Here is a 12,428-nt window from a genome sequence, read left to right as displayed (position 1 = left end):
TCGAACGGCGCGGCGCCGTGCTGGCGGAACTGCAGGCCGGCGACGCCGCCGCCGGCGACGCCGCACTGGCGGCGGCGATGGCCCAGTTCCGCCCGATCGCCGCGCAGGCGCCATTGGGCGAGTGGCCGAGCCGGTTCTGGTCGCTGTTGCTGACTCAGCCGCGGCTGCGCCACCGTACCCCGGTGGCGATCGCGGTGGAGGCCACCGATCGCCTGGCCGAGCTCGGCAGCGGCCCCCGCGCGGCACTGCTGCTGCGCCTGGCCGCGGGGCTGGACGAGAACGAAGCCGCCGCCGCGCTCGGCGTGGCCGCGCCGAGCTACCGTCTGGCCCTGCAACGGGCCCTGCCGCGCCACCCGGACGGCCGCGCCGACCCGCTGGCCTGGCAGCAATTGCGCGAGCAGGTCCACCGCCGGATCAAGACCCTGCCGGCGGAGCGCCTGCAGCGCCTGGGACAGGCCCGCGAGGCGGCGCTGAACGACGCGCCCGCGCCGTCCGCGCCGGCAGGCCGCGCCGCGGTCGTCCCGCGTCCGCGTCCGCGCTGGCTCATGCCGCTGCTGTGGAGCGGGCTGGCGCTGTGCGCGCTGGCGTTCGCGGCCACCTTCTGGAGCGACGGCCCGGCCGGGCGTTGGCTGGGCGGTTCGGACCGGATCGAGGTCGAACCGCTGCCGCCGGCGGCAGCGCCGGCCAAGCGCTACCAACGCGAATCCGGCCTGATCGCCCATCGCGATTTCGACCTGCTCGCCGACCCGGCCGGCGAAGCCGCCGCGGCCGAGCTGGCGTTCCACAGCTGGCTGGCAGCGATGGACGCCGGCCGGATCGCGCCGGCCGAACCGACGGCCGTTGCGGCGGCCGACCGCGCCCTGCCGGCGGCGCCGGCCGCCGGTGGGGAAACCCAGGACCTGGAGAGCACCGATGCGCCGTGACCGGTTCCGCAGCGCCCCCCGGCCGGCGCCGGCCTTGGCCTTGGCGATGCTGGCGGCCTTGATCGGCCTGGCCGGCGCCGCCGCGGCCCTGCCGCCCGAGCTGGAGCAGACCCTGGCGCGCTTGCCGGCGCCGGAGCGCGCCCGTCTGCAGGCGCAGGGCGCGCGTTGGGACGGCTGGAACGACGCCCAGCGGCGCGAGTTCGCCCAGCGCGCCGCGCAATGGGAGCAACGCCCGGCCGGCGAACGCGGCGCCGCGCGCGAACGCTATCGGGCCTGGCAAGGCCTGAGCGCCGGCGATCGCGCCGAAGTCCAGGCCGCAGCGGCGCGTTACGCCGCGCTGCCGCCGGATCGGCAACAGGCCCTGCGCGCACGTTTCGATGCGCTCGACGGCAGCGAACGCCGCGGCTGGCTGCTCGGCCCGCAGCTCGGCGCCGACTATCCGGCGCTGCAGCCGTTGCTGGCGCAATTGCCGGCTTCGCAACACGCCGCGCTGCTGGCCGCCCTGCACGGCCTGAGCGCGCCGCAGCGCAAGGAACTGGCGGTGCTGGTCCAGCGCACGCCGCCGCAGGAACGCGCGCGGCTGCGCAGCGAACTGTTGGCGGCGCCGGCGGCGAGCCGCGGCGCCTGGCTGCAGGACGCGCTGCAGCGTTGAAACCGTGATCGGGTCGGCGGCGCTACAGACTGCGACGGTCGCCGTCGCGGGCGCCGGCTAGAGTCGGGGCTTGGTCGGCCGCCGGAGCGTTGCGCATGATCGTCGAATACATCCGTTATCGCCTCGCGGCCGACGCCGCCGAGGCGTTCGAGCGCGACTACGCGCGCGCCGCGCGAGTGCTGGACGCGTCGCCGCATTGCCTGGCCTACGAACTGTCGCGTTGCGTCGACGAACCGGCCTGCTACCTGTTGCGGATCGAATGGGACAGCGCCGACGGTCATCTGCGGGGTTTCCGCAAGAGCGCCGGGTTCGCCGATTTCCTCGCCGCGATCGGCGGCTACATCGGCGCGATCGAGGAGATGCGCCACTACGCCGCGACCGGCGTGGTCGCGCGCAAGCCGGCGCCCTGAGCGCGGCCGCTCAGGCCAGGCGCCGCAGAATCCGTCGGCTGGCGTCGAAGCGTCCGCCGAAGCGGGCGACGCCGTCGCCGCGCAGGCGCGGCGCATGCTCGCGCAGATAGTCGTCCAGCGCGGCGCGATCGCGCAGGCGGTATTGCACGCACAGGCCGAACCGCCCCGCGGCGGGCGCCGGGTCTTCCACCCGGTGCAATCGTGCGCCGAGGAAGCCGGGCAGGGCGCAGATCTCGTCGATGTGCGCGCGCAGCCAGGCCAGGTACTCGGCTTCGATCGCCGCATCGACCTCGAGCGAGACTTCGTACGTTGTCTCGGCCCGGCTTGCGTCGGCCTCGCCCGCGCCGGTGGTAGCGTCCCGGTCCGCCATCACATCCGCACGATCGTGGTCACCGCCAGGGCCATCGCGGCGACGCTCAACATCACGAAGTACAACGAACCGATCACGGTGTAGCGCACCAGGGTCAGCAGCCAGCCGTTGCCGTACACGCGCTTTTGCATGATCAGCAGGTAGATCGGCATCCACAGCCACAGCAGGCCGATGCCGACGCCGCTGATCACGCCGGCCGCGGGCCAGTGCGTCGCGATCGCACCGCCGAGCAGCGTCAGCACGAACATCGCCAGGAACACTAGGCACAGGTAGGCGTGGCTGTACAGCGCGACCACCAAATGCTCCAGGTAGCCGCGGCCCGAGCCCAGGTAGGCCAGCTTCAGCAGCAGCGCGAACATCGGCACCATCAGGAACAGCGCCGAGGGAACCGCGCCGAGCAGGGTGTTGATGTAGCGCCAGGGCTCTTTGCTGAGCCGGCTGATGTTGGCCTGGCCGATGCCGACCTGGCGGTTGAGCCAGTCGTTGGCGAACTTGGGCAGGTAGGGCGACACCAGGGGATTGCTCTGCGCGTCCCAGGGCTTGCCGTTGAAGCTCAACGGGTCGTGGATGTCGTCGCATTCGGCGTCGCCGTAGCGGTCGCGGTCGGTCTTGCGCGCGGCGCGTCCTTCGCTGACCGCGGCGTGCGCCTTCTGCAAGGTGGCGATGCGGCAGCCGGCTTCGGCGTTGATCCGGCGGATCTGCTTGGCCTGCTCCAAGGCCTGCGGCGAGGCCGGCGCGAGCTTGCCCAGTTGCGCCTGCAACGGCGCGATCTGACGGTCGCGCCATTGCTCGACGTCTCCCAGGGTGTTCATCGCCTGCACCGAGCCGGCGGCGGCAGTGCCGCCTTCGCGCTCGCCCTGCGCCTTCTGGAAGGCGAACTCGGCGTCGTCGATGCCTTGCAGCGCGCGCAGCGCTTCGATGCGCTTGTCGGCCTGGCGCTGCACGCTCTCGATCGATTTGTCGATCGGGCTGCGCGCCGTCTCCGGCACCGCTCGCCGGGCCAGCTGCAGCTCTTTGACCATGCGCGTGCGCAAGGCCTCGACCTCGACCACCGAATCGGCTTCGCGGAACTGCTTCTTGGTGTTGCCCAGCCGCACGGTGGTGCCCTGGACGTCGCCGACGCTGATCAGGCGCTGATCTTCGTCGACGTGGATGGCGAACTTGGCGATGAAGAAGGTCAGCACCGACAGCACCACGAACAGGCGCAGCGGCGGCACGTAGCGCATGCGGTGGCCGCGGATGTAGTTCGCCGCGGCCCGCCCCGGAGACAGCAGATCGCGCAAAGTGCGGAAAATGCGCCCGTCCAGGTGCCAGAACGACTCGAACACTTCTTCCAGGGCGTGGCCGACGTGGCGGATCGGGTTGTGCACCGACTGGCCGCAGGCATGGCAGAACTCGCCGTGCAATTCGGCGTGACAGTTCTCGCAATGGCTGAGATCGCCATGGCCGTGGGCGGTAGCTGCGCTTGCGCTCATGAGTGACGAACGAGGCTCCCCGGCCTTCACTTTCGAGCGGGTAAGATAGCCCTCCGCCGCGACCCGGCGCCAGCGCCCTAGACCGGATGCGCGGCCGCAGTCGTGCTGTTGGGTTCCCCGATGTCCGCGTCATCCCCCTCCGTCTCGCGCTCCGGCCTGCCCGGCGAGATCCGCACCACCGTGGTTCTGGCCGCGCCGCTGGTCGCCGGCCATGTCTCGACCGGCCTGATCGGCTTCGTCGACAACACCCTGGCCGGCCACCACGGCACCACCACTCTGGCCTCGGTCACCATCGGCACCGCGCTGTGGTGGCTGCCGATGATGGTGCCGATCGGCACCCTGCTGTCGGTGCCGCCGTCGGTGTCGCAGTTGGAAGGCGCCGGCCGCCGCGGCGAGATCGGCGCGCTGTTCCGCCAGGCGATGTGGCTGGCGGCGCTGCTGAGCGTGTTCCTGTTCGCGTTCCTGACCGCGATTCCCTATGCGCTCGGCGCGATGGGCATCGCGCCGGAAATCATTCCCGGCGCGCAGGCCTTCCTGCACGGCATCCGCTGGGGCGTGCCGGCGCTGACCCTGTTCTTCTGCATGCGCTACCTCAGCGAGGGCCTGCACTGGACCTTGCCGACCATGCTGCTCAGCGCCGGCGGCTTGCTGGTGCTGCTGCCGCTGGGCTACGTGCTGACCTTCGGCAAGTTCGGCCTGCCCGAGTTGGGCGCCGGCGGGCTGGGCATCGCCTCGGCGGCGATGCTGTGGACGCAGGCGATCGGTTTCTTCCTGGTCCTGCGGCGGGCGCGCCGTTTCGCCGACCTGGGCCTGTTCGCGCGCTTCGACCGGCCGCATTGGCCGACCATCCGCGGCCTGCTCGCCACCGGCCTGCCGATCGGGGTGACCGTGCTGATGGAAGGCAGCTTGTTCATCGTCACCGCCTTGCTGATCGGCCGCCTCGGCGAGGTCCAGGCCTCGGCGCACCAGATCGCGATCAACCTGTCGGCGTTGTGCTTCATGGTGCCGATGGCGCTGGCCGAGGCGACCACGGTGCGGGTCGGCCATGCGCTGGGCCGCGGCGATGTCGGCGGAGTGCGGCGGGCGATCTGGGCCGGCTATGCGATCGTGATCGGCACCCAGCTCATGTCCGGCATCGTCTTGCTCAGCGCCAACGAGGTGCTGGTGAGTTTCTACACCCGCGACGCCGCGGTCGCCGCCCTGGCCGCCTCGCTGCTGTTCTACGCGGCGATGTTCCAGTTTCCGGACGGGATCCAGGTGCTGTCCGCCGGCGCCCTGCGCGGGCTCAAGGACACCCGCATGCCGATGATCCTGGCGGCCCTGGCCTACTGGGGCGTGGGCATGCCGGTCGGCGCCGGGCTTGGCCTGGGCCTGGGCTGGGGCCCGAAGGGCATGTGGATCGGCCTGATCGCCGGCCTGACCGTGGCCGCCGTCCTGCTCGGCCTGCGCCTGCTGCGCTCCAGCGCTCCCGACGCCCTGACCCGCCGCATCGCCGCCGAGCACCCCCACGAGCTGGACCCGCATGAGACGGGGTGCACGTGAAGCCGGGATTGGGGATTCGGGATTGGTTTAAAAGCGGGGATTCGAGATTTGGGATTCGGGATTAGTTTGAGGCCGGGATTCGCCACGGCCTGCGCTCTTAACCAATCCCGAATCCCCAATCCCCAATCCCCACCCTTACGAATGGCGGGTGAAACCCGGCCTCGGCCCGGTTAGGCTGGGCACGTATTCATGGAGCTTGTGCAAATGAACGATACCGCCCCGTCCCGCGGGCCTTTGGCCCGGCTGCTCGTCGGCGCCTGGGATGCGATGAATTTCACCCGCCGGTTGTTTTTCAACCTGGTGTTTTTCGGCGTGCTGTTGTTTTTCGCCCTGGCGGTCATGTTCGGCGGGCGGCCGGAGCCGCTGCTGGAACGCACTACCCTGGTGATCGCGCCGGAGGCCAGCCTGGTCGAGCAGTACAGCTCCGACCCGGCCTCGCGCGCGCTCGGCAAGGCCTTCGGCGACCGCAACGAGGAAGTGCAGCTGCGCGATCTGCTGCGCGCGCTGGACGCGGCCAAGGACGACAAGCGCATCGAGCGCGTGGTGCTGCGCCTGGACAAGCTGCAGGCCTCGGGCCTGGCTTCGCTGCGCGAAGTCGCCGCGGCGGTGGCGCGCCTGCGCGAGAGCAAGAAGGAAGTGATCGCCTTCTCCGAAGCCATGGACCAGAAGCAGTACCTGGTCGCGGCGCAGGCCAACCAGCTGTACCTGGACCCGATGGGCGGCATGCTGCTGGAAGGCCTCGGCCGCTATCGCCAGTACTACCGCGAAGGCCTGCAGGACAAGCTCGGCGTCGACGTGCACCTGTTCCGGGTCGGCGAGTTCAAGTCCGCGGCCGAGCCCTACATCCTCGACGCGGCCTCGGAAGAGTCCAAGACCGCCGACCTGTTCTGGATGAACGACCTGTGGTCGCGTTACCTCGGCGACGTCGCCAAGGCGCGCAAGCTCGACCCGGCCCAGCTCGCGGCCAGCATCGACGAATTGCCGCAGCGCCTGGACGCGGTCCAGGGCGACCTGGGCAAGTACGCGCTGCAGCAGAAGCTGGTCGACGGCCTCAAGACCCGCGCCGAAGTCGACGAACTGTTGGCCAAGCGCGGCGTCGCCGACGAGGACGCCGAGGGCGGCTTCCGGCAGATTTCCCTCGACGCTTACGTGGCCAGCCTGGACCGCGTGATCAACCCGGCCGACCAGCGTCCGCAGGTCGCCGTGGTGGTGGCCGAGGGCGAGATCACCGGCGGCGAGCAGCCGCCGGGCACGATCGGCGGCGTCTCGACCGCAGCCCTGCTGCGCGAAGCGCGCGAGGACGAGAACGTGAAGGCGCTGGTGCTGCGGGTGGACTCGCCCGGCGGCGAAGTGTTCGCCTCCGAGCAGATCCGCCGCGAAGTGGTCGCGCTGAAGGCCGCCGGCAAGCCGGTGGTGGTGTCGATGGGCGATCTGGCGGCGTCCGGCGGCTACTGGATCTCGATGAACGCCGACCGCATCTACGCCGATCCCTCGACCATCACCGGTTCGATCGGCATTTTCGGCATGATTCCGACCGTGCCGCGCGCGCTGGAGAAGATCGGCGTGCACACCGACGGCGTCGGCACCACCCGCCTGGCCGGCGCGTTCGACATCACCCGGCCGCTGGCGCCGGAAGTCGGCAGCGTGATCCAGAGCGTGATCAACAAGGGCTATGCCGATTTCACCGGCCGCGTCGCCGATGCGAGAAAGCGTCCGGTGACCGAGATCGACGCGGTCGCGCGCGGCCGGGTCTGGAGCGGCGCGCAGGCCAAGGAGCGCGGCCTGGTCGACGCGCTGGGCGGTCTGTCCGATGCGATCGACGACGTCGCCAAGCGGGCCAAGCTCGGCAAGACCGGCGAATATCGGGTGCGTTATGTGGAGAGGATGCCGACCCCGTTCGAGCGCTTCTTCGCCAACTTCGCCCAGAGCCGCGCCGGCAGCGCCATGCTGGGCCAGTCGGACTTCGCCCGCGGCCTGCTGGTCAAGGCGATGCCGCAGGCGGCGGCGGACCTGCGCTTCCTGCAGAGCGCGGTGGTGCCGACCCGCGGCGTGCCGGTGAAGTCGCTGGCGTATTGCTTCTGCGAGCTGTAAGCGCGCGCAGCGGCGGTCGCGGCGGCCGGGCTTCGGCCGCCGCGGCCTCTCACGACGGGTCGCTGCGGCGGCCCGTTTGCGTTATGGGGCGCCGGCCTCAGCCGCCGGCGGCCTCGATCGCGTCGCGCTGGCGCTGCGCGCCCTGGTCGACCGCGTCCTCGCTGCCCTTGGCCTGGTCGATCGGTTGCTGGATCGCGTCGCGCAGCTGAGTCGCCTGCGGCTCGACCGGGCGTTCCTTGTCCGGCGGTTGCGGCTTGGTGCAGCCCGCGAGCGCGCCCAGCGCGGCGACGGCGATCACGAGAGGCAAAGTCCGGCAGCGTGTCATTGCGGCATCCTCGGTCGGCTGGCCGTTATGCTACGCCGGTCGCGCCGCGCCGGCGCGTCGATTCCGCGGCAGATCTGGAGAAGGCTATGGACCCGAAACGTTGGCGCCTGGACGGACAACTGGCCCTGGTGACCGGCGGCAGCGCCGGCATCGGCCGGGCGATCGCGCGCGAACTGCTGGGCTTCGGCGCCGATGTGCTGCTGGCCGCGCGCGACGCCACCGCCTTGGAGTCGGCGCGCGCCGAATTGGTTGAGGATTTCCCCGACCGCGACATCCACGCCTTCGTGGCCGACGTCGCCGACGACGAGCAGCGGCGCGAGCTGCTGGACTGGGTCGAGGACTTCGGCGAGGGCCTGCACATCCTGGTCAACAACGCCGGCGGCAACCTCAGCAAGCCGACCAACGACTACACCGAGGACGAGTGGCGGCAGATCTTCGAGATCAACCTGTTCTCGGCCTTCGAACTGTCGCGCTACGCGCATGCTCTGCTGACCCGGCACGCGGCCTCGAGCATCGTCAACGTCGGCAGCGTGTCCGGCAATCTGCACGTGCGCACCGGCTCGCCCTACGGCATGAGCAAGGCGGCGATGCACCAGATGACGCGCAATCTGGCGGTGGAATGGGCCGAGGACGGAATCCGGGTCAACGCGGTCGCGCCCTGGTACATCCGCACCCGCCGCACCTCGGACAAGCTGGCCGATCCCGACTATCTGGACGAGGTGCTGCTGCGCACGCCGCTGGGCCGGATCGGCGAGCCGGAAGAGGTGGCCGCGGCGGTGGCCTTCCTGTGCCTGCCGGCCTCGGGCTACATCACCGGCGAATGCATCGCCGTCGACGGCGGCTTCCAACGCTACGGTTTCTGAGCCGCGCGTCGCGCGCAAGGAGGCGGAGTGCGATCGATCGCATGGACGTTATTGGCGCTGACCGGTGCGCCCCTCGCCCACGCGGGCGACGGTGCCGAGGCGGCGTTGCTCGCGCCCGCGTCGCGCACGGCGTTGTGGATCGGGGCCGACCACGCGCAGGCGGGCGAATATCCGTTCGTGCAGGTGCTCGGCGACGCCGGTGCCGACCCGCGTGCGGCGCCCTGGCTGGGCCGCGAGTTCCGGGTCTATGCCGATGGACAGGCGCATGGCCGAGTGCGGCCGCTGCGCCGCATCGCCGTGCCGGACCTGGGTTGCAGCGAGCCGGACCGGCTGGCGTTCGCGGCCGGCGACGCGGCGCCGGCGCTCGGCGAACGCGGTGCCTGGTTGGCCGATTTCGATCTCAATCCGGGACGGCGTCTGCAGCGCCGTCCGGCGACGGCCGCCGAGCGCGAGGAACTGCTGGCCGAACTGGTCGCGATGGCGATGGCGATGGCGATGCCGGGTCGGGGCGAGCGGCCGCAGCGCCTGCGCGAGGCGGTGATGCGATGGCGGCGCGATGGCGAGGCTGCTGGCGCGCGCGAACTGTGGTTGATCGCCGATGCGCGCGCGCCGCAGCGCCGCTGGGCGCTGCTGACGCTCGATGCGCAGTTCGATGCGGATGTGGGCGACGAGCGCGAACGCATCGGCGTCGTCGCGCTGTTCGCGCGCGAGGCCGCCGATCGCGGCTGGCGCCGGCGGGCCTGGATATCGACCGCGTCCTGCGCCGACTGCGACGGTATGGAACCGCGCCACACGGTGCTGGACTTCGCCGACCTCGATCGCGACGGCGCGCCCGATTTCCTGTTCGAGGTCCAGCAATACGAAAGCTGGGGCTACCGGCTGCTGCGTTCCGGCGGCGAGGGCGGGTCCTGGCAAGCGCTGGACGGCGGAGGCGGTTGCTGAATCCGCGCGTTCGCGGCGCGGTCGCGACCGTTCGGCGGCGGCATCGCCACACGCGGTCGCGGCGCGAACCGCAGGCGTATACTGCGGCCATGCGCCTCGCCCTGACCATCGTCGCCGCCGACGGCGCCGAACTGCCTGCCGGCAGTTCGGTCAGCGTGCAATTGCGCGACACCTCGTTCGAGGATGCGCCGGCGCGGGTGCTCGACGAATGGGCGCAGACCGTGCCCGAGCACGCTCAGTCGCTGCCGCTGCAGGTCGAGATCGCCGACGACCTGGTCGACGCCGGCGACGCCACCTGGTGGGTGCACGTCGACAGCGACGGCGACGGCCGCCTCGGCCGCGGCGATTACGTCACCATGCAGGCCTATCCGCTGCGTCCTGGCGATGCAGCGGTGACGTTGCAGGTCAAGCGGATCGGCTGACCCCGGCCAGCCAATCGGCCACCGCGCGCGCGATCGGCTGACCGGTGCGGTGCTCGATGAACAAGAACTCGCCGGCGGTGTTGACCTCGAAGAAGTAATACTCGCCGTCCGGCGTGCGGCGCAGGTCGATCGCTCCGTAGACCAGGCCCAGTTTCTGCATCAGCGCGCGCAGGCGCTCGCGCACCGGCTCGGGCAGGGCGTGTTCGCGCACCTCGGCGTCGCCGAGGTTGGGGCGGAAGTCGACCGTGCCGGCCGCGGCTGCGGCGCTGCCCGGGTCGAGCTTGATTTCGGCGGCGAACAACTGGCCGTCGACCGCGGTGACCCGTATGTCGGCGTCGGCCGGCACGAATTCCTGGAAGATCACCGGCGCCAACCGCACCGTATCCAGGTGCGGCAGGTCGCTGTCGTCGAAGCGGCGCGTCTCGCGCCAGACCGCGTGGGTGCAGGAGAAGGTCTTGTGCACCGTGGCGCCGGGGCCGCGCGCTTCGACGAAGGCGCGAACCCGTTGCGGATCGGAGCTGATCAGGGTGCGCGGGACCTTCAGGCCGAGTTCGGCGGCGATGCGCAACTGCGCCGCCTTGCGCGAAGCTGCGTCGTCGCGGCCGGGGTCGTTCATCCAGCGCGCATCGCCGAGCAGGCGCCACAGCCCGTTCAGGGCCTCGTTCCATTCGTTGGCGGTGAACAGGTGCGCGTTGGCGTCGGTGACGCGGGACAGGTTCGGCGCCTGCGGCCGGCGCCACCATGCCGAGCGCACCCGGTCCAGGGCGTAGTGTTCGCCGCCGGCGCGGGCGTAGTCGATGCGCGGACGCGCGCCGGCGGCGTACTCGATCGAGAGCGTGGCGCGATCGGGCAGCTCGGCCAGATCGAACAACAGCACCGGCTGGTCCATCGACTGCAAGTGTTCGACCACGCGCCGGGCGTGGATGTCCTCGTCGTGCGATATCACCAGGATCACGGCACGTCCTCCTTGCGGGTTTCAGCCGTTGCCGCCGGCGGATTGGGCGATCTGCGCCAGCAGCGCCGCGGTTTCGTCGTACTGGGCCTGCAACGCGGCGCGCGCGGCGTCGGCGCGGGCCAGCTCTTCGGCCAGCTGCTGCAGCTGGGCGTCGAGCGCGGCAACGGTGTCGGCGATCTCCTGCTCGCCGGCGCCGCCGTCGCCGGCCGGCAGCGCGCCCGCGCCGGTGGCGATCGCGAACGGCACCGCGCCGCGCGCGCCGCCCGGCAGGGCCGGATTGATCACCGCGCCGCGCCCGGGCGTGGTCAGGTTCTCGGCCAGGGTCGGGCCCGGGTCGAACACGCCTTCCTTGCGCGTATCGGCGATCTGCTCCTTGACCGTGTCGCTGATGATGTCCTTGCGCAGTTCCTTGAGCGTGTCCAGCGGGGCTTCCTTGATCTTCTCCTTCAGCGTATCCAGCGGCGCTTCCTTGACCTTCTCCTTGAGCGTGTCCAGCGGCGCTTCCTTGGTCTTTTCCTTCAGCGTATCCAGCGGCGCCTCCTTGAGCGTCTCCTTGATCGTGACCAGCGGGCAGAACGAGTTGACCGCGGCGATGTCGCCGGGCGACAGGCCGTTGCGCTGGCCGATCACCGTGCCCGGCGGCACCGCGCCGATCGGCACGATGGTGTCCAGGCCGTTGGACGAGAACGCGTTGCGCGGGTAGTGCATGATCGAGCCGTAGTCGTAGCCGCCGATGTCGTCGCCGTCGCTGATGTGCTGGTTGAAGTTGTGCTCGAAGCCGGAGGTGATGTTGGCCCATTCGATGCGCACGAACGAGTCGCGGTCCTCGCGGCTTTGCTCGTGCCACAGGCCGACCACGTGGCCGATCTCGTGGATGGTGTTGCCGAGGGTGCAGCCGGGCGCAAGGTTGACGAACTGCTGGCCGCCGCGCCGGCCGACCTGGGCCGAGCAACCGCTGCCGGGACGGAAAGTGACGTAGTCGGCTTCGCTGGTGCGCAGCACGAAACGGAAGCGCGTGTTGGCCTCCCAGTGCGCGATGGCGTCGGTGACGCGGGCTTGGTTCGGCAGCGCCGGATCGATGGTGTAGGGGATCTTGCAGCCCGGCCAGCGGAACTGCGAGCCGCTGATCGCCACCGCCATCGCCACGCCGCCGGCGGCCTCGGCGCGCAGCATCTCGGACGTGGCTTCGACTTCCTCGACCGTGCCCAGGACGATGTCGCCTTCGAACATCGCCATGCCGTCGATTTCGACGTATTGCACGGCCTTGGCGCGGAAGGTCTCGCCGCGGATCAGCGCGGTGCGGACCGGGCCGCCGCCGCGGAATTCGCCTTGCTTGGGCGGGCGGGTGTTGTCGTCGTCGTTGCCTTTGCGGGTGGCCATGGGCTCTCTCCTGGCGTCGCCGCGGCGCTCGGCGCGCGCGGCCGGTGCGCGAGCGCGCACGCGGCCGTCGCCGCGGGC

General features: G+C 71.0%; 13 protein-coding genes. 8 read left to right on the top strand and 5 right to left on the bottom strand.

The genetic code is table 11. The features are described 5' to 3' along the window. Positions 1-17: 17 nt before the first annotated feature. The 3 genes from TX83_RS03265 to TX83_RS03255 all read left to right on the top strand — a co-directional run bounded on the left by TX83_RS03265 (position 18) and on the right by TX83_RS03255 (position 1,985). Positions 18-923 carry a hypothetical protein gene (locus tag TX83_RS03265; RefSeq protein ID WP_141233334.1) on the top strand — a complete coding sequence of 302 codons (906 nt, stop codon included), beginning with the start codon at positions 18-20 and terminating at the stop codon, positions 921-923. Next, complete coding sequence (locus tag TX83_RS03260) at positions 913-1,575, top strand: DUF3106 domain-containing protein (protein ID WP_261370001.1); 663 nt, start codon at positions 913-915, stop codon at positions 1,573-1,575. The genes TX83_RS03265 and TX83_RS03260 overlap by 11 nt, the downstream gene beginning before the upstream one ends. A gap of 95 nt (positions 1,576-1,670) precedes the next feature. Further along, positions 1,671-1,985 carry an antibiotic biosynthesis monooxygenase family protein gene (locus TX83_RS03255; RefSeq protein WP_064746499.1) on the top strand — a complete coding sequence of 105 codons (315 nt, stop codon included), beginning with the start codon at positions 1,671-1,673 and terminating at the stop codon, positions 1,983-1,985. A gap of 10 nt (positions 1,986-1,995) precedes the next feature. On the opposite strand, the gene TX83_RS23170 is transcribed toward TX83_RS03255, so the two are convergent. Further along, complete coding sequence (locus tag TX83_RS23170; protein ID WP_064746498.1) at positions 1,996-2,355, bottom strand: DUF4286 family protein; 360 nt, start codon at positions 2,353-2,355, stop codon at positions 1,996-1,998. Then, complete coding sequence (locus TX83_RS03245; protein WP_079248019.1) at positions 2,355-3,830, bottom strand: DUF3667 domain-containing protein; 1,476 nt, start codon at positions 3,828-3,830, stop codon at positions 2,355-2,357. The genes TX83_RS23170 and TX83_RS03245 overlap by 1 nt, the downstream gene beginning before the upstream one ends. A gap of 120 nt (positions 3,831-3,950) precedes the next feature. Here TX83_RS03245 and TX83_RS03240 point away from each other — a divergent pair, with 120 nt between their 5' ends. Next, entirely contained in the window at positions 3,951-5,372 is a 1,422-nt protein-coding gene (locus TX83_RS03240) for an MATE family efflux transporter (RefSeq protein WP_064746496.1), read from the top strand. A 204-nt stretch (positions 5,373-5,576) separates the two neighbouring features. Beyond that, the gene (gene sppA, locus TX83_RS03235) at positions 5,577-7,463 is read left to right on the top strand and encodes a signal peptide peptidase SppA (protein WP_064746495.1); all 1,887 of its coding nucleotides are present in this window, start codon (positions 5,577-5,579) and stop codon (positions 7,461-7,463) included. A 97-nt stretch (positions 7,464-7,560) separates the two neighbouring features. Here sppA and TX83_RS03230 read toward each other — a convergent pair whose 3' ends face one another. Continuing rightward, on the bottom strand, positions 7,561-7,761 hold the full coding sequence (locus TX83_RS03230; RefSeq protein ID WP_261370000.1) for a hypothetical protein: 201 nt from the start codon (positions 7,759-7,761) through the stop codon (positions 7,561-7,563). Positions 7,762-7,874: 113 nt separating this feature from the next. On the opposite strand from TX83_RS03230, the gene TX83_RS03225 reads away from it, so the two are divergent. From TX83_RS03225 to TX83_RS03215, 3 genes are all read left to right on the top strand, one after another. Continuing rightward, positions 7,875-8,651: an SDR family oxidoreductase gene (locus TX83_RS03225; RefSeq protein WP_064746493.1), complete on the top strand. Its 777-nt coding sequence runs from the start codon at positions 7,875-7,877 to the stop codon at positions 8,649-8,651. Between the two features lie 27 nt (positions 8,652-8,678). Continuing rightward, positions 8,679-9,593, top strand: coding sequence for a hypothetical protein (locus TX83_RS03220; protein WP_141233333.1), 915 nt, complete (start codon positions 8,679-8,681; stop codon positions 9,591-9,593). Positions 9,594-9,682: 89 nt separating this feature from the next. After that, positions 9,683-10,015 carry a YbaY family lipoprotein gene (locus tag TX83_RS03215; protein WP_095179423.1) on the top strand — a complete coding sequence of 111 codons (333 nt, stop codon included), beginning with the start codon at positions 9,683-9,685 and terminating at the stop codon, positions 10,013-10,015. Here TX83_RS03215 and TX83_RS03210 read toward each other — a convergent pair. Beyond that, the gene (locus TX83_RS03210; protein WP_064746490.1) at positions 9,999-10,970 is read right to left on the bottom strand and encodes an ATP-grasp domain-containing protein; all 972 of its coding nucleotides are present in this window, start codon (positions 10,968-10,970) and stop codon (positions 9,999-10,001) included. The two genes, TX83_RS03215 and TX83_RS03210, sit on opposite strands and share 17 nt — an antisense overlap. A 21-nt stretch (positions 10,971-10,991) precedes the next feature. Next, entirely contained in the window at positions 10,992-12,350 is a 1,359-nt protein-coding gene (gene legP, locus TX83_RS23635) for a Dot/Icm T4SS effector Zinc-dependent metalloprotease LegP (RefSeq protein WP_079248023.1), read from the bottom strand. Positions 12,351-12,428 lie beyond the last annotated feature (78 nt).

The organism is Lysobacter antibioticus HS124, from assembly GCF_000336385.2.
GTDB lineage: Bacteria > Pseudomonadota > Gammaproteobacteria > Xanthomonadales > Xanthomonadaceae > Lysobacter > Lysobacter firmicutimachus.
Note: the sequence above shows the minus strand (reverse complement) of the source record. Positions and strands in the feature narration are given on the sequence as shown.